The organism is Paraburkholderia phymatum (genome assembly GCF_040965635.1).
In the GTDB taxonomy this organism is placed as follows: domain Bacteria; phylum Pseudomonadota; class Gammaproteobacteria; order Burkholderiales; family Burkholderiaceae; genus Paraburkholderia; species Paraburkholderia phymatum_B.
This window is the reverse complement of the sequence record NZ_JBFRCH010000006.1, coordinates 74606-90913: the sequence shown is the minus strand read 5'-3', so window position 1 is coordinate 90913 and position 16308 is coordinate 74606. Positions and strand designations below refer to the sequence as shown.

Genomic DNA, 16308 nt, shown 5'->3' with positions numbered 1-16308 from the left:
CGCCTTTTTCGCTTGATCGGCACTGAATGGATCATATTCGTAACTTTTCGATTATTGCGCACATCGACCATGGCAAGTCGACGCTCGCCGATCGCATCATCCAGATTTGCGGCGGTCTGTCGGACCGCGAAATGGAAGCGCAGGTTCTCGACTCGATGGATCTCGAGCGCGAGCGCGGCATCACCATCAAGGCCCAGACGGCCGCGCTGACGTACCGCGCGCGCGACGGCAAGCTGTACAACCTCAACATGATCGACACGCCGGGGCACGTCGACTTCTCGTACGAAGTCAGCCGATCGCTGTCCGCGTGCGAAGGCGCGCTGCTGGTCGTCGATGCGAGCCAGGGCGTCGAGGCGCAGACGGTCGCGAACTGCTACACGGCAATCGAACTGGGCGTCGAAGTGGTGCCCGTGCTCAACAAGATCGATCTGCCTGCTGCGAATCCGGAAAACGCGATCGCCGAAATCGAGGACGTGATCGGCATCGACGCCACCGACGCCACGCCTTGCAGCGCGAAGACGGGCATGGGCGTCGAGGACGTGCTCGAAGCGCTGATCGCGAAGGTGCCGCCGCCCAAGGGCAACGCGGACGAACCGCTGCAGGCGCTCATCATCGATTCGTGGTTCGACAACTATGTCGGCGTCGTGATGCTGGTGCGTCTCGTCAACGGCACGCTGCGCCCGAAGGACCGCATCCGCCTGATGGCGACGGGCGCCGAATATCCCGTCGAGCACGTCGGCGTGTTCACGCCGAAGTCGAAGAATCTCGAAGCGCTGTCGGCGGGGCAGGTGGGCTTCATCATCGCGGGCATCAAGGAACTGACGGCGGCGAAGGTCGGCGATACCGTCACGACGGTCAAGAATGCCGCGCCGGAGCCGCTGCCTGGCTTCAAGGAAGTGAAGCCGCAGGTGTTCGCCGGCCTCTATCCTGTCGAAGCGAACCAGTACGATGCGCTGCGAGAGTCGCTGGAAAAGCTGAAGCTCAACGACGCATCGCTGATGTACGAACCGGAAGTGTCTCAGGCACTCGGCTTCGGCTTCCGCTGCGGCTTCCTCGGTCTGCTGCATATGGAGATCGTCCAGGAACGTCTCGAACGCGAGTTCGACATGGACCTGATCACCACCGCGCCGACCGTCGTGTACGAAGTCGTGCAGCGCGACGGCACGATCTTGATGGTCGAGAACCCGGCGAAGATGCCGGACCCATCGAAGATCGAAGAGGTGCGCGAGCCGATCGTCACCGTGAACCTGTACATGCCACAAGACTACGTCGGCTCGGTGATCACGCTGTGTACGCAAAAGCGCGGCTTGCAGATCAATATGCAGTACCACGGCCGCCAGGTTCAGCTGACGTACGAAATCCCGATGGGCGAAATCGTGCTCGACTTCTTCGATCGCCTGAAGTCGGTGTCGCGCGGTTATGCGTCGATGGACTACGAGTTCAAGGAGTATCGGGCGTCGGATGTCGTGAAGGTCGACATGCTGATCAACGGCGACAAGGTCGATGCGCTGTCGGTGATCGTCCACCGTTCGCAGAGCCAGTACCGCGGCCGAGAAGTGGCGGCGAAGATGCGCGAGATCATTCCGCGCCAGATGTACGACGTCGCGATTCAGGCTGCGATCGGCGCGCATATCATTGCGCGTGAGAACATCAAGGCCCTGCGTAAGAACGTTCTCGCCAAGTGTTATGGGGGCGACATTACGCGTAAGAAGAAGCTGTTGGAGAAACAGAAGGAAGGTAAGAAGCGGATGAAGCAGGTCGGCTCCGTCGAGATTCCGCAAGAGGCCTTCCTGGCAATTCTGCGCGTCGAAGACAAATAAGACTAAGAACTGGAACCCTATGAATTTTGCGCTGATTCTTTTTGTGCTCGTGATCATTACGGGCGTGGCATGGGTCGCAGACAAACTGGTTTTCCTGCCGCAACGGCGCCGTGCGGCAGAGGCTGCCGTCGCAGAGTTCGATCGTCAGCAGGCGCGCGTCGGCGAGCGTTTCGCCGATGAGAACGCGCCCGCCACGCGCGCGCACCTGCGTGAAGAAAAGCTCCGTCAGCCGTGGTGGCTCGAATACACGGCGAGCTTTTTCCCAGTGATACTCGTTGTGTTCGTCGTGCGCTCGTTCGTCGTCGAGCCGTTCAAGATTCCGTCGGGATCGATGGTGCCGACGCTGCTGGTCGGCGACTTCATTCTCGTGAACAAGTACGACTACGGCATTCGCCTGCCCATCGTGAATACGAAGATCACGGAGGGCCGTCCGCTGCAGCGTGGCGATATCGTCGTGTTCCGCTATCCGAAGGACGAATCCGTCGACTACATCAAACGCGTGATCGGTCTGCCGGGCGATATCGTCGCGTATCAGGACAAGAAGCTCACGATCAACGGCAAGCCCGTTCCGGAAGCGCCGCTGCCCGATTACTTCGACGAAGAGCGCATCGGTTACGCGAAGCAGTTTGAAGAAGACATCGACGGCCGCAAGAACGCGATTCTCAATAATCCTGCCGTGCCGCCGTTCATCGTCGGCGCCGAAGACTATCCGTATCGCGACAACTGCAAGTACGACGCGCAGGGCGTCGTATGCAAGGTACCGCCGGGCAACTACTTCATGATGGGCGACAACCGCGACAACAGCGCCGACAGCCGCTATTGGGGTTTCGCGCCGGACAAGAACGTCGTTGGCCGCGCGTTCTTCATCTGGATGAACTTCAGCAATCTGAAGCGCATCGGCAGCTTCCATTGATTGCGCTTTGCGCGTCCCGATGCGGATGCGCATTTGAGCCGCGCAACACGTCGCGCACTGATCACGGCGTGTTATCACGCTACTTTAACAACGCGCGGTAACGCCGCTACAACACGCTTTTTCGGCGCCGGGGCCGCGTTTTCGCCCCGTGTGGCGCCCGCGTTATACTCTGCACATGCCCCTATCTCCGTTGGAAAGCCGTTTGCGCTACGAATTCCGCAATGCGGAATTGCTGCGCCAGGCTTTAACTCACCGCAGTCACAGTGCCACGCATAACGAGCGGCTGGAATTTCTCGGCGATTCCGTTCTGAACTGCGCGGTGGCCGCGCTATTGTTCCAACGTTTCGGCAAGCTCGACGAGGGCGATCTGTCCCGCGTTCGGGCGAATCTGGTCAAACAGCAGTCGCTTTACGAAATCGCCCAGGCCCTGAATATCTCAGAGGGCTTGCGGCTAGGCGAGGGCGAATTGCGCAGCGGCGGCTTCCGGCGGCCGTCCATCTTGGCCGACACGCTTGAGGCGATTCTCGGTGCGATCTTCCTGGACGGCGGTTTCGAGGCCGCGCAGACGGTTATCAAACGTCTTTACGTGCCGATTCTCGACCACATCGACCCGCGCACGCTCGGCAAGGACGCCAAGACCTTGCTCCAGGAATATCTGCAAGGCCACAAGATTCCGCTGCCCACCTATACCGTCGTCGCGACGCACGGTGCAGCGCACAATCAGCAATTCGAAGTGGAATGCACTGTGCCCAAGCTGGATGTGAAAGTGTCCGGTTCCGGCGCGAGCCGCCGTGCCGCCGAACAGGCGGCGGCGAAGAAGGCGCTCGACGAAGTGATGGCGGCGGCGCCGGCCATGGTTGCCAAGCCGAAGCGCTCGAAAGGCGCGCGAGCGGCGGCCAAAGCCGAGGCGGAAATCGTGCCGGGCGTGACGGGCGTGCAGGCGGCGCTCGATCTGCGCGCCCCCGATCATCGCAAGGCCGAGCGCGCCGCGCGCGGTGACGCGAAGCCGGCGTCGCCGGATGCGCCGTCCGCCGGCCAGGCCGCTGCGGCTGCGCCGCTGGCCGTGATCCGCGCGGCTCACGTCGAATACAGTCAGGAGACGGCGGACAAGACGGAGCGCGCCGATAAGGCCGAGCGTCCGGCGCGAGCAGCCGACAAGCCGGCCGAAAAGCCCATCGCCGACAAGCACGCTTCCGAAAAGTCCACCACCGAAAAGTCTGCCCAGGAAAAGGGACCGCAGGATAGGCCCGCCCAGGAAAAGGGTGGAAAGGCTGAAAGGGCAGATAAGGCCATCGACAAACCGGAACCCGCTGTGCGGTTTCCCGAACGCCAGCCGTCCGACAAGCCCGAAGCCCAGGCGCGCCCCATCGAAAAGCCGGTTGAAAAGTCCGCGGAAAAATCCGCCGACAAGCCAGCCGACAAGCTCGATCCCAGTCCCCGCGGCCCCGACAAATCCGCGTCGCGTGCTCGCGAGGCTGCGCCGGGCGCGGGCGCGACCGATCTCGAACCCGGCGTCGCCGGCGCGGTGCAAACGCGCGTGGCCGATGCCGGTCATTGAACGCAATCCGACGTGAACGCGCCCTCACCGCGCGTCCACACGAACCTGCCGTAGTCCGAATATGAACGCTCCCACCCCCACTGGTTTTCGCTGCGGCATGGTCGCGATCGTTGGCCGCCCGAACGTCGGCAAATCGACGCTGATGAACGCGCTCGTCGGCCAGAAGGTCAGCATTACGTCGCGCAAGGCGCAGACGACCCGCCATCGCATCACGGGCATCAACACGCATGACGACGCGCAGTACATCTTCGTCGATACGCCCGGCTTCCAGACGCGCCATAGCGGCGCGCTGAACCGGTCGCTGAATCGCGCGGTGACATCGACGCTGACGTCCGTCGATGCCGTGCTTTTCGTGATCGAGGCCGGACGCTTCGGCCCCGACGACCAGAAAGTGCTCGACCTCGTTCCCGCCTCGGCGCCGACGCTGCTCATCGCGAACAAGCTCGATCGCGTGGGTGACAAGGATTCGCTGTTCCCGTTCATGCAGCAGATGAGCGCGCTGCGCGAGTTCAAGGAAATCGTGCCGCTGTCGGCGAAGAATCCCGACGACATCAAGCGCCTGTTGTCGACCGTCAAGCCGTACTTGCCTGAGGGCGAGCCGATCTACGGCGAAGACGACCTGACCGATCGCAGCGAGCGTTTCCTTGCCGCCGAAATCCTGCGCGAAAAAGTGTTCCGCTGGACGGGTGACGAGTTGCCGTACACGAGCACCGTGCTCATCGACAAGTTCGAGACGGAGGGGCGCCTGCGTCGCATCTTCGCGACGATTCTTGTCGAGCGCGATTCGCACAAGGCGATGGTCATCGGTCAGAAGGGCGCGAAGCTGAAGCAGATCAGCACGGAAGCGCGCATCGACATGGAGAAGCTGTTCGATGGCCCCGTGTATCTGGAGACGTTCATCAAGGTGAAGAGTGGCTGGGCCGACAACGAAGCCGGACTCCGCGCCTATGGTTACGAATGACGGCGCGACGGGCACCCAATCCGACGCGTGGATGACGCTGCGGAAGGACGCCAACCCGGAAGCCGATCACGACGACTTCACACGCGCACACGGCGGCGAGGAGGCGTCCGCGTCGTCAAAACTGTCCGGACGCGCGAAGCCAGTGCGCACAGCGAAACGCAGCAGCGCCGGCCCTCGTCGCGCTGTTTCGCGCACCGCGAGCGACAACGACATTGAAGAAAGCGCCGACGACTACGGCGCGCCCGAACCACCGCGCAAGACGACGGCACGCCGAGCACCTTCGCGCGTGCCGCGCGCGCCGGCATCCGAATTCCGTATCTCCGAGCAGCCCGCGTTCGTGCTGCACAGCTATCCGTATCGCGAGACGAGCCTGATCATCGATGTGCTGTCGCGCGATCACGGGCGTATCGCGCTCGTCGCGAAGGGCGCGAAGCGTCCGCACTCCGCACTGCGCGGCGTTCTGCAGACGTTCCAGCCGCTGTCGCTCGCATGGTCCGGCAAGTCGGAGATGCGCACGCTGACGGGAGCCGAGTGGGTCGGCGGAATGCTGCCGCTCACGGGCGACGCGCTCCTGTGCGGGTTCTACGTGAACGAGTTGCTCGTCAAGTTTCTCGCGCGCGAAGATCCGCATCCGCAACTGTTCCATCATTACGTCGTCACGCTGACGCGCCTCGCGCACGACGAGCCGCCCGTGCAGGTGCTGCGTTCGTTCGAGCGCGTGCTGCTGCGCGAAACCGGCTACGCGATGTCGCTCAATCGCACGGTGACGCGCAAAGCCGTGATCCCCGAAGGGCGCTATGTGTTCGACCCCGAGCGCGGCGTGCGCGAAGCATCCGACGATCTTCCTTCGAACTGGCCCGTCATCAGCGGTCAAACCTTGCTCGACATGGAACAGGACGATTACCATCGAGCGCAGACCGTCGCGCAAAGCAAGACGCTGATGCGCTTTTTGCTCAACACCTATCTGGGCGGCACGCCCCTCGCGACGCGCCAGATTCTGATCGATCTGCAGAACCTATGAGCTTCTTTCTGACTTCCCCCAATGTGATCGACCTGGGCGTGAACATCGATCACGTCGCGACGCTGCGCAACGCGCGTGGCACGTCATACCCCGATCCCGTGCGCGCCGCGCGCCAGGCGGAAGAAGCGGGCGCCGACGCGATCACGCTGCATCTGCGCGAAGACCGCCGCCACATCGTCGACGCCGACGTGCGCGCGCTGCGGCCGCAATTGAAGACGCGCATGAACCTCGAGTGCGCGGTTACGAAGGAGATGCTCGACATCGCGTGCGAAGTGCAGCCGCACGATGTGTGCCTCGTGCCGGAAAAGCGTCAGGAGCTGACGACGGAAGGCGGGCTCGACGTCGCCGGTCATTTCGAAGCGGTGCGCGCCGCGTGCAAGCAGCTGGCGGATGCCGGCTCGCGCGTATCGCTTTTCATCGATGCCGACGAAACGCAGATCCGCGCCGCGCACGAAGCGGGCGCGCCCGTCATCGAACTGCACACGGGCGCTTACGCGGACGCACACGATCCGAAAGAGCAGCAGCGCGAGTACGAGCGCATCGTGCGCGGCGTGGAGTTCGGCGCGTCGCTGGGCTTGAAGGTGAATGCGGGCCACGGCCTGCACTACACGAACGTCCAGCAGATCGCGGCAATCGAGGGCATCGTCGAACTCAATATCGGCCACGCGATCGTCGCACATGCGATCTTCGCGGGCTGGGACAACGCCGTGCGCGAGATGAAGGCGATCATGGTCGCCGCGCGTCTCGCGGCGCGCTCATAACGACACGCAACGACACAAAAGCGGCGGCACGCATATGGCGATCTACGGCATCGGCACCGACATCGTTCAGGTGAGCCGCGTCGCGGCGGTGATGGAGCGCACCAACGGGCGCTTCGCCGAGAAAGTGCTCGGACCCGAAGAGCTGCGCATCTATCACGCGCGCAATGCGCGCTCTCAGGCGCGCGGGCTTGCGTTTCTCGCGACGCGCTTTTCCGTCAAGGAAGCGTTCTCGAAGGCGATTGGACTCGGCATGCGCTGGCCGATGACCTGGCGCGCGCTGCAGACGCTCAACGAAGCGAGCGGCCGTCCCGTCTGCGTGGCGTCCGGAGAACTCGCCGAGTGGCTCGCGGAACGCGGGATCACGTCGCAAGTCACACTGTCCGACGAGCGCGATTACGCGGTGTCGTTCGTGATCGCCGAAACAGCCGATCGTTCCGTCTGATCAACCCGACGCGGCGCGAGCGCGCAAGCGGCGCAGCAGTCTTTCACTTTTGCTCTCATAGACCCGATGAAACTGACTCCAGGCCTGGTAATGCTCGACGTGGTCGGCAAGACGCTGAACGCCGACGACGAGCGCCGCCTCGCTCATCCGATGACGGGTGGCGTGATTCTCTTCGCGCGTCATTTCGAAAGCCGCGCGCAACTCGTCGCGCTGACGGAAGCGATCCGCGACGTGCGCGACGATCTGCTGATCGCCGTCGATCACGAAGGCGGGCGCGTGCAGCGCTTTCGCACCGACGGCTTCACAGTGCTGCCGTCGATGGGCAAGCTCGGCGCGCTGTGGGACGACGACGTGCTGCACGCGACCAAGGTGACGACGGCCGTCGGCTATATCCTCGCGTCGGAGTTGCGCGCGTGCGGCATCGACATGAGCTTCACGCCCGTGCTCGATCTGAACTACGGCAACTCGCAGGTGATCGGCGATCGCGCGTTCCATCGCGATCCGCGCGTCGTCACGCTGCTCGCGAAGAGCCTCAATCACGGACTCGCGCTCGCGGGCATGGCGAATTGCGGCAAGCACTTTCCGGGTCACGGATTCGCGTCGGCGGATTCGCACCACGCGGTGCCCGTCGACGAACGCACGCTCGACGAGATTCTCAAGGAGGACGTCGCGCCGTATGACTGGCTCGGCTTGTCGCTGGCGTCGGTGCTGCCGGGGCATGTGATTTATCCGAAGGTCGACAGCAAGCCGGCCGGTTTTTCGCGCGTGTGGGTCCAGGACATCCTGCGCAAGAAGCTGCGCTTCGAAGGCGCGGTCTTCAGCGACGATCTGTCGATGGAAGCCGCGCGCCAGGGGGGCACGCTGACGGAAGCGGCGACGGCCGCGCTCGAAGCGGGCGTCGACATGGTGCTGATCTGCAATCAGCCGGACGAAGCGGGGAAGGTGCTCGATGCGCTGCGCTTCACGCAATCGAAGGAGTCGAAGCGCCGCCTGAAACGGATGCGTCCGCGCGGCAAGGGGTTGTCGTGGGAGAAGCTCGCCGCCGAGCCGCAGTATCAGCAGGCTCAGGCGCTGTTGCGCGCGGTGTTCGCTTCCTGACTGGAAGCTTCCGCAGGGGGCGAATGCAAAAGGACGGGCACGACCCGTCCTTTTCTTTTGCGCGTGGAGTTGAATGCGTCAGTTCAGCCGCATCCGTTGCAGCTTGTTGTACAGCGTTTTCGGACTGATGCCGAGCAACGACGCCGCGCGATGCCGCGTGCCGCCGACGGCATCGAGCGTCGCGCGGATCAGCATTTCCTCGACATCGGCGAGCGGCGTGCCGACCGTCACCTGCACGCGGCCACCGTTCAGATCGCGACCGCCCACGCTGTTGCCTTCGTCGGCGCGCAGCGTCTCCAGCACGTCGCCCGACGCGTGATACGCGCGCCGCACGCGCTCTTGCAACTCGCGCACGTTGCCGGGCCACTCGTACGCAAGACACTCGCGGACGAAATTTGGTCCAATCAGCTTCGTTGCATCGGCCACGCCGCGTGCGTTCGCCTCATCGTTCAGCTCGTCGACGAGCACTTGCGCGAAGAGCGACGGATCGTCGCCGCGCTCGCGCAGCGGCGGCAGCGACAGCGCGGCCGCTTCCAGCCGCAGGCCGAGATCCTGATGCAGGCTGCCATCGGCGACGGCTGCGCGCGGCATCTTGCGCGTCGACGCAATCAGGCGGAAGTCGGTGGCCACCTGGTTCGTGCCGCCGACGCGCATGAAGGTCTGTGAATCGAGCGCGCCGAGCAGCGCTTCCTGCTGCGCGCGCGGAAGCAGCGTGATTTCGTCGATGAAGAGCGTGCCGCCGCTCGCCTGTTCGAAGAGGCCGGGCTCGCGCTGCTCCGCGCCGCCGAACGCGCCGCGCTCGTGGCCGAACAGCAGGCTGTCCAGCGGCCGGCTATCGACCGCCTGGGCCGAGCGGCAATCGAGCACGACGAACGGCCCTTTGCGCCGGCGGCTCATCTCGTGCAGCGTGCGCGCGGCGACTTCCTTGCCCGTGCCCGCTTCGCCCGATATCAACACGGCCGCTTCCGTCGGCGCGATATGCTCGACCGAATCGTACACATGCTGGATCGCGCCGCTGCGGCCGATCATCGGTCCGAAGCGGCCCATGCGGCGCAACCTCGCGCGCAGCGCCTGGACTTCCTCGGTCAGTTCGTAGGGACGCGGAATGCGCGCCAGCAGGCTGCGCAGCCGCGGGATATTGACGGGCTTGAGCAGATAGTCCCAGATGCCATGGCGCAGGCCTTCGATCGCGCTTTCGACAGTCGCGTTGCCCGTCATCACGATCACGGGCAAGGCGCCGCCGGGCGGCTGCGCGGGCAGGTGCTGGAGCAGGTCGAGGCCGCTGCCGTCGGGCAGATTCAGGTCGACGAGCACGACGTCGGGGATAAAGCGGGTCAGCGCTGCGCGCGCTTCTGAGAGCGTGATGGCGGTGTCGACGGAAAAACCGTCGGCCGCAAGAATCGCGGACAGGCCTGACAGGCTATTGGGATCGTCTTCGACAATCAGGGCATGTGGCATAACGAGCGCAATTGTTCATATTGACGGAGTCCCGACGCGCACGGGCCGCAGCGGCGGTCCCGAGCGCGCGGGCGCTGGATGAGTGGGCTTGAGTGGCCAATGCTCCCGGTCAGACGCAACGGCATCGGAAGTCGCCGGACAAACATCGCCCGGCGCAGGTCGCCCGTCACCCGTCGCGGTGGCGATCGAAGAAGCGGCGTACCTCGAGTTCGGCTTCATCGCGCGTCTTCCCATATCGCTCCTGGATCAGGCCCGCCAGCTTGTCGGCGCGGCCTTTCGCCTTGATCAGTTCGTCGTCCGTGAGTTGGCCCCACGCGGTTTTCGCCTTGCCGATCATCTGTTTCCACTTGCCTTCAGCGATATCGTCGTTCATGGCACCTCTCCCTATTTCTTCCGAATAAAACGAAAAGCCTCGTGGGCCTGAAATCTTCGGAGAGCAGGAGTCGTGCCAATGCAAACTATCCCGAAAAGTCGACGTGGGCGCGGTCTGAAAACACGGATGCCACAACCGACTTGGCAAAATTGCATGCTTGGCCGGTAAAGTTTTCCACCACCATACACGGTCGCGAAAAAAAGAAAAAGCGCCCAGATGGGCGCTTTTTAAACTCGAAGCCCTAAGTGAGTCAGGGCTTAAGACGATTGCCGTGCGGCGCGATTCAAACTTAGGCGCGGCTGCGGTATTCGTTGGTACGCGTGTCGATTTCGATCTTGTCGCCGATGTTGCAGAAGAGCGGCACTTGCAGTTCGAAACCGGTGTTCAGCTTTGCAGTCTTCAAGACCTTGCCCGACGACGTGTCGCCCTTGACAGCCGGCTCCGTGTAGATGATTTCGCGGACCAGCGTGGTCGGCAGTTCGACCGAGATGGCCTTCTCGTTGTAGAACACGACTTCGCAAGCCATGCCGTCTTCGAGGTAGTTGAGCGCGTCGCCCATCATTTCCGCTTCGACTTCGTACTGGTTGTAGTCGGCGTCCATGAACACGTACATCGGGTCGGCGAAGTACGAGTACGTGACTTCCTTGCGATCCAGCACGACGACGTCGAATTTGTCGTCCGCCTTGTAGACGGTTTCCATGCCTGCGCCCGTCAGCAGGTTCTTGAACTTCATCTTGACGACGGCGGCGTTGCGGCCCGATTTGTTGTATTCGGCCTTCTGAACGACCATCGCGTCGTTGCCGATCATCACGACGTTGCCGGTGCGGAGTTCCTGAGCGATCTTCATAAAACTGTCCTGTACGAAATAAGGTGCTTCAACTTTTGCTCAACGGCATACGGCGCAAGCGGGTTCGGCGCCCGACGCGCGTTCGACGCCCTATGAGGCGGATCAAACTGGATTGCGCGGTAAGCAGGGCCGGCGTCGACGGGGCAGGCGCGTTTTACCGCTCCGATTGCTTCCGTCCTACATGCCAGTCTGCTTCTGCCTTGCTGCTTTACCCGAAGCGTCCGTCTGCTTCTTTGTACCCGAAGCGGGCGCGTACTCGTGTGACACCGACAGCGCAACTGCGGAGGCCCACAAAACTAACTCCTGCTGGAACCCCTGCCGCGGCGCGCCGTCGTGCCGCGCTTGCGTCGTCGGCCGTTGGATAACCGCTTATTTTAACTGAGTTTTTGCGAATTCCGCCAGATTTCCAGCGAGATCCCCGATCGACGCCAGATCGCGCGCCCAGTCGGCCGCGCGCGCCGCGAGTTTCGGGCGATGGCGCTGGAACTCCGCCCAGTCTGGCGTGCCGTTGCCGTTCCACGCGTGCCAGAAGCGGCTGAGCGCCGCGCGCGCAGCCGCGGGAAGTCCGTGCGCATAGTGCGCGAGCGCGGCGTCGAGCTTCGGCAGATGGGCATCGTCGGCCTGCGGATAGATGTGCCAGATGAACGGACGCGCGGCCCACTGCGCGCGCACGAACGAGTCCTCGCCGCGCACGAAGTTGATGTCGCTGACCCACAGCAGTTCGTCGTAGCCAGGCTGATCCGTGAACGCGAGCGCATGGGCGCGCAGATTGCCATGCGATGCCTGCGCGCCTGCCGCGAATGACGACAAGCCAAAAAACCGTGCCACCGCGCCCGAGATGCGCCCCTCCGGCACGAGCAGGACGGTGTCGCCGCTGGCGTCGCGCCACTGGGCGAGCAGGCTGTCGACGGCCGGGTTTTCGTACGCGAACAGCGAGATGACGGTTGTGCCCTGTTCCGGCGGCGCGCTGCCTGTCTTCGCCTGCCACCAGGCGGCGCGCGCGTCGGGCGACGCCAGGAACGCCTCGCGGCGCGCGTCGAGGTCGCGCTCCTTCAGCACGCCGCCCGTGCCTTTGCCGAGCCCCGGGAAGAAAAACGTCTTCGACAGCGCGTAACGCGGATGTGGAGACGGCCGCAAGTGAAAATCCGCGACCCAGTCTTCGCCGCTCAGATATTCGAGGTTGAACCAGACGGGCACGCGCTTGCGTCGCGCCATCGCCGCGATGTAGACGGGCGGCAGTTCGCACGCGAACGCCTCGATCACGACGTCGGCCACCTGCAGCGTCTCGCCCGCGTGCGCGGGCTCGTGCCAGTGCTCGATGACGATGCCGTCGAGCGTCTGCCGCGACTTTTCGGCATCGACGGATGGATTGAGCTTGTGAAACGCATGCAGATCGTCGACGAACACACGCACCTGCCAGCCGTGTTCGTTCGCGAGCTGCCGCGCGAGCCGCCAGCAAACGCCGATATCACCGAAGTTGTCGATTACCGCGCAGAAAATGTCGCATGCGATCGCTGGGGGCTGTGGCCGTCGAGTGGAACCGGAGGACATGATGGCGGCGCCTGGGTTCGGGCGCGGGCGGAATGTTCTAAACTGGCGATTCTAAAGCACGCAAACGCACGCGAGAGCACCCGACCCACACAACGCGCCGTCCACGCCCGGCGCCCGGCCCGATTCTGCATGACCCGATCCGATTCCTCATCCGCATCCGATGCCGCCGCGAAGTCCGGCGCACCCGACAGCGCCGCCGAAGCGTTCGACCCGAAAAAAGTGCTGCGCCAGTTGCCGCATATGCCGGGCGTCTATCGCTACTACGACGCGCAGGGCGCAGTGCTGTACGTGGGCAAGGCGCGCGACCTGAAGAAGCGCGTGTCGAGCTACTTCACGAAGACGCTGCTGTCGCCGCGTATCGCGATGATGGTCACGCGGATCGCGAAGATCGAAACGACCGTCACGCGTTCGGAAGCCGAAGCACTGTTGCTCGAGAACAATCTCATCAAGGCTTTGGCGCCGCGCTACAACATTCTGTTTCGCGATGACAAGTCGTATCCGTATCTGAAGTTGACGGGCCATCAGTTTCCGCGCATGGCGTACTACCGCGGCTCGGTCGACAAGAAGAACCAGTATTTCGGACCGTTCCCGAGTGCATGGGCGGTGCGCGAGAGCATCCAGATCTTGCAGCGCGTGTTCCAGTTGCGCACCTGCGAAGACTCCGTGTTCAGCAACCGTACGCGGCCGTGTCTGCTGCATCAGATCGGACGATGCACGGCGCCATGCGTTGGCGCGATCAGCGAAGAGGATTACGCGCGTGACGTGTCCAATGCATCGCGCTTTCTGCTCGGACGGCAGTCCGAAGTGATGAAGGAACTCGAGCAGAAGATGCATGCGTTCGCAAGCGAACTGAAGTTCGAGCAGGCGGCGGCGGTGCGCAATCAGATGAGTTCGCTGTCGACTGTGCTGCATCAGCAGGCAATCGAAGTGGGCGGCGAGAGCGACGTCGATATTCTTGCCGTCGTCGCGCTTGGCGGACGCGTCTGCGTGAATCTGGCGATGGTGCGCGGCGGCCGGCATCTGGGCGACAAGGCTTATTTCCCGACGCACGTCGAAAGCGCGCTGACGGCGGAGGAGGGCGGACTCGAAGATGACGAGGCAACCGCTCTTGCGCCATCCGCGCTGGTGGATATCGAAGCGGAATTGGGCGAAGAATCGGATGAACGCGTGGACGAAGCCGCTTCGGATGCAACCGGGACGAACGAGAGCGTCGAAGCCTCCGAGGATACCGACGATGGCGCCGATAGCGACACGAAGCCGCGCGCCGGCATCGAAGCCGAAGTGCTCGAAGCGTTCATCGCGCAGCATTATCTCGGCAATCGCGTGCCGCCCGTGCTCGTCGTCAGTCACGCGCCCGCCAGCCGCGAACTCGTCGATCTGCTGATCGAGCAGGCCGGGCACAAGGTCACGCTGCTGCGCCAGCCGCAAGGCCAGAAGCGAGCGTGGCTCGCGATGGCCGAGCAGAACGCGCGTCTCGCGCTCGCGCGCTTGCTGTCCGAGCAAGGCTCGCAGCAGTCGCGCACCCGTGCGCTCGCCGACACACTGTCGCTCGAGTGCGATGACCTTGCGCATCTGCGCATCGAGTGCTTCGACATCAGTCATACGATGGGCGAGGCGACGCAGGCATCGTGCGTCGTCTTTCACCATCACAAGATGCAGTCGTCGGAATACCGGCGCTACAACATCACGGGCATCACGCCGGGCGACGACTACGCGGCGATGCGTCAGGTGCTCACGCGCCGCTACGAGAAGATGGTGGCGCAGGCCGCGGCGAACGCAAACGACGAAGCGGCGGAACTGCAACCGGACGCCGCCGCCGATCCGGCTGTCACGCCCGAAGGCGCGGAACCTGTCGCCGCGGGCGGTGTGCTGCCGAACATCGTGCTGATCGACGGCGGCAAGGGTCAGGTCGAGATTGCGCGTCAGGTGTTCAACGAGCTCGGGCTCGATCTGGGCATGCTGGTCGGCGTCGCGAAGGGCGAAGGGCGCAAGGTCGGTCTGGAGACGCTCGTGTTCGCGGACGGCCGGCCGTCGCTCGAACTCGGCAAGGAAAGTGCGGCGCTGATGCTTGTCGCGCAGATCCGCGACGAAGCGCACCGTTTCGCGATCACCGGCATGCGCGCGAAGCGCGGCAAGACGCGGCAGACGTCCCGGCTCGAGGAGCTGGAAGGCGTCGGCGCGAAACGCCGGCAGCGGCTCCTTGCGCGCTTCGGAGGCTTGCGCGGCGTGGTGGCGGCGAGCGTCGACGATCTCGCAAGCGTCGAAGGCATTTCGCGCGCACTGGCCGAGCAGATCTATCGGCAGTTGCATTGATACATGCGCTTGCCGTGCGACGGCGAGTCGCGCGCCGATGCGCGCGGGTCGCTTCCCGAGCGGCTCGGCCCAGACCCGCGCCGGGCGCGTTGCTTGTAGCTCGTCCGGTGAACCGGCACAATTGCATCTCTTATCTCAGAACCTTGCGCCTGCCCCATGCCGTTTAATTTTCCGATCTTCCTGACATGGCTGCGGATCGTATTGATTCCGCTCGTCGTGGGCGTGTTCTATCTGCCGGACATGATGCTGAGCCCGGCCCACCGCAATCTGGCCGCCGCGACGATCTTCATCCTCGCGGCGCTGACCGACTGGTTCGACGGTTTTCTCGCGCGCAAATGGAATCAGACGTCGGCGTTCGGCGCGTTCCTCGATCCCGTCGCCGACAAGCTGATGGTCACGGCCGCGCTGCTCGTGCTCGTGCAACTGGCGCGCCTCGATTCGGCGATCGCGCTCGTGATCGTCGGCCGCGAGATCGCGATTTCGGCGCTGCGCGAATGGATGGCGCAGATCGGCGCATCGAAGAGCGTCGCGGTGAACTCGCTCGGCAAGTTCAAGACGGCCTGCCAGATGGTCGCCATTCCGATGCTGCTGTTCTACGGCCCGCTGTCGCTCGGCGCGCTTGCGATCGACACGCGCGTGTGGGGCTTGTGGCTCATCTATCTCGCGGCGTTCCTCACGATCTGGTCGATGCTGTACTACATGAAGCTCGCGTGGCCGCAGATTCGCGAGCGCGGCGGAATGGCCTGAAAGCGGTCACTACTAGAATTTTTATTCTCTCGTACAAAAAGGGTTGACACGATTCGGCGCCTTCTACATAATCTCGTTTCTCCGGTGAACGCAGTAACAAACAACGCGAAACACTGGAAAGAAGTAGAAGCAAAACGCGGGAGTAGCTCAGTTGGTAGAGCGCAACCTTGCCAAGGTTGAGGTCGCGAGTTCGAGACTCGTCTCCCGCTCCAGAATTTGAAGCAGCGTTTTGCAGCAGTCAGCAGGGCGTTGCGAGTGCAGGTCCATGCGGGAGTAGCTCAGTTGGTAGAGCGCAACCTTGCCAAGGTTGAGGTCGCGAGTTCGAGACTCGTCTCCCGCTCCAAACACATGGGGAAGCAAAGCTTCCCTTTTTGTTTGATGCTTCAGCAGAAGCGTTGAGCTCAACTGGCCTTAGGGCCAATGCACAAATCTGCGAGCCGTTGCC

At 63.4% G+C, this 16308-nt stretch carries 14 protein-coding genes and 2 tRNA genes; 12 read left to right on the top strand and 4 right to left on the bottom strand.

Annotated elements, in window-relative coordinates; all coding sequences use genetic code 11:
- Nucleotides 1-26: 26 nt before the first annotated feature.
- The 8 genes from lepA to nagZ all read left to right on the top strand — a co-directional run bounded on the left by lepA (nt 27) and on the right by nagZ (nt 8574).
- Complete coding sequence (gene lepA / locus AB4Y32_RS14025; protein WP_368721910.1) at nt 27-1820, top strand: translation elongation factor 4; 1794 nt, start codon at nt 27-29, stop codon at nt 1818-1820.
- A 19-nt stretch (nt 1821-1839) separates the two neighbouring features.
- Nucleotides 1840-2733 carry a signal peptidase I gene (lepB, locus tag AB4Y32_RS14020; RefSeq protein ID WP_368721909.1) on the top strand — a complete coding sequence of 298 codons (894 nt, stop codon included), beginning with the start codon at nt 1840-1842 and terminating at the stop codon, nt 2731-2733.
- A 175-nt stretch (nt 2734-2908) separates the two neighbouring features.
- Nucleotides 2909-4291 carry a ribonuclease III gene (gene rnc, locus AB4Y32_RS14015; RefSeq protein ID WP_368722123.1) on the top strand — a complete coding sequence of 461 codons (1383 nt, stop codon included), beginning with the start codon at nt 2909-2911 and terminating at the stop codon, nt 4289-4291.
- A gap of 61 nt (nt 4292-4352) precedes the next feature.
- Nucleotides 4353-5252: a GTPase Era gene (era, locus tag AB4Y32_RS14010; protein WP_368721908.1), complete on the top strand. Its 900-nt coding sequence runs from the start codon at nt 4353-4355 to the stop codon at nt 5250-5252.
- The gene (gene recO / locus AB4Y32_RS14005) at nt 5239-6273 is read left to right on the top strand and encodes a DNA repair protein RecO (protein WP_368721907.1); all 1035 of its coding nucleotides are present in this window, start codon (nt 5239-5241) and stop codon (nt 6271-6273) included. Before era ends, recO begins: the two co-directional genes overlap by 14 nt.
- Nucleotides 6270-7034 (top strand): pyridoxine 5'-phosphate synthase, encoded by a 765-nt coding sequence (pdxJ, locus tag AB4Y32_RS14000; protein WP_368721906.1) that lies wholly within the window; start codon nt 6270-6272, stop codon nt 7032-7034. Before recO ends, pdxJ begins: the two co-directional genes overlap by 4 nt.
- Nucleotides 7035-7068: 34 nt before the next feature.
- On the top strand, nt 7069-7476 hold the full coding sequence (acpS, locus tag AB4Y32_RS13995) for a holo-ACP synthase (RefSeq protein ID WP_368721905.1): 408 nt from the start codon (nt 7069-7071) through the stop codon (nt 7474-7476).
- A gap of 66 nt (nt 7477-7542) precedes the next feature.
- Nucleotides 7543-8574, top strand: a complete 1032-nt coding sequence (nagZ, locus tag AB4Y32_RS13990; protein ID WP_368721904.1) for a beta-N-acetylhexosaminidase — start codon at nt 7543-7545, stop codon at nt 8572-8574.
- Between the two features lie 78 nt (nt 8575-8652).
- On the opposite strand, the gene AB4Y32_RS13985 is transcribed toward nagZ, so the two are convergent.
- From AB4Y32_RS13985 to earP, 4 genes are all read right to left on the bottom strand, one after another.
- Nucleotides 8653-10032, bottom strand: a complete 1380-nt coding sequence (locus AB4Y32_RS13985) for a sigma-54-dependent transcriptional regulator (RefSeq protein WP_368721903.1) — start codon at nt 10030-10032, stop codon at nt 8653-8655.
- Nucleotides 10033-10198: 166 nt separating this feature from the next.
- Nucleotides 10199-10405, bottom strand: a complete 207-nt coding sequence (locus tag AB4Y32_RS13980) for a CsbD family protein (RefSeq protein ID WP_368721902.1) — start codon at nt 10403-10405, stop codon at nt 10199-10201.
- 289 nt (nt 10406-10694) lie between these two features.
- Nucleotides 10695-11252: an elongation factor P gene (gene efp / locus AB4Y32_RS13975; RefSeq protein ID WP_012400257.1), complete on the bottom strand. Its 558-nt coding sequence runs from the start codon at nt 11250-11252 to the stop codon at nt 10695-10697.
- Between the two features lie 369 nt (nt 11253-11621).
- The gene (gene earP / locus AB4Y32_RS13970) at nt 11622-12803 is read right to left on the bottom strand and encodes an elongation factor P maturation arginine rhamnosyltransferase EarP (RefSeq protein WP_368721901.1); all 1182 of its coding nucleotides are present in this window, start codon (nt 12801-12803) and stop codon (nt 11622-11624) included.
- Nucleotides 12804-12932: 129 nt separating this feature from the next.
- Between earP and uvrC the strand changes: the two genes are divergently transcribed.
- From uvrC to AB4Y32_RS13950, 4 genes are all read left to right on the top strand, one after another.
- Nucleotides 12933-15116, top strand: coding sequence for an excinuclease ABC subunit UvrC (gene uvrC / locus AB4Y32_RS13965; RefSeq protein WP_368721900.1), 2184 nt, complete (start codon nt 12933-12935; stop codon nt 15114-15116).
- A 156-nt stretch (nt 15117-15272) separates the two neighbouring features.
- Nucleotides 15273-15863 carry a CDP-diacylglycerol--glycerol-3-phosphate 3-phosphatidyltransferase gene (gene pgsA, locus AB4Y32_RS13960; RefSeq protein ID WP_368721899.1) on the top strand — a complete coding sequence of 197 codons (591 nt, stop codon included), beginning with the start codon at nt 15273-15275 and terminating at the stop codon, nt 15861-15863.
- Nucleotides 15864-15999: 136 nt separating this feature from the next.
- Nucleotides 16000-16075, top strand: a tRNA-Gly gene (locus AB4Y32_RS13955).
- A gap of 55 nt (nt 16076-16130) precedes the next feature.
- A tRNA-Gly gene (locus tag AB4Y32_RS13950) sits at nt 16131-16206 on the top strand.
- The last annotated feature ends 102 nt before the right edge of the window (nt 16207-16308 follow it).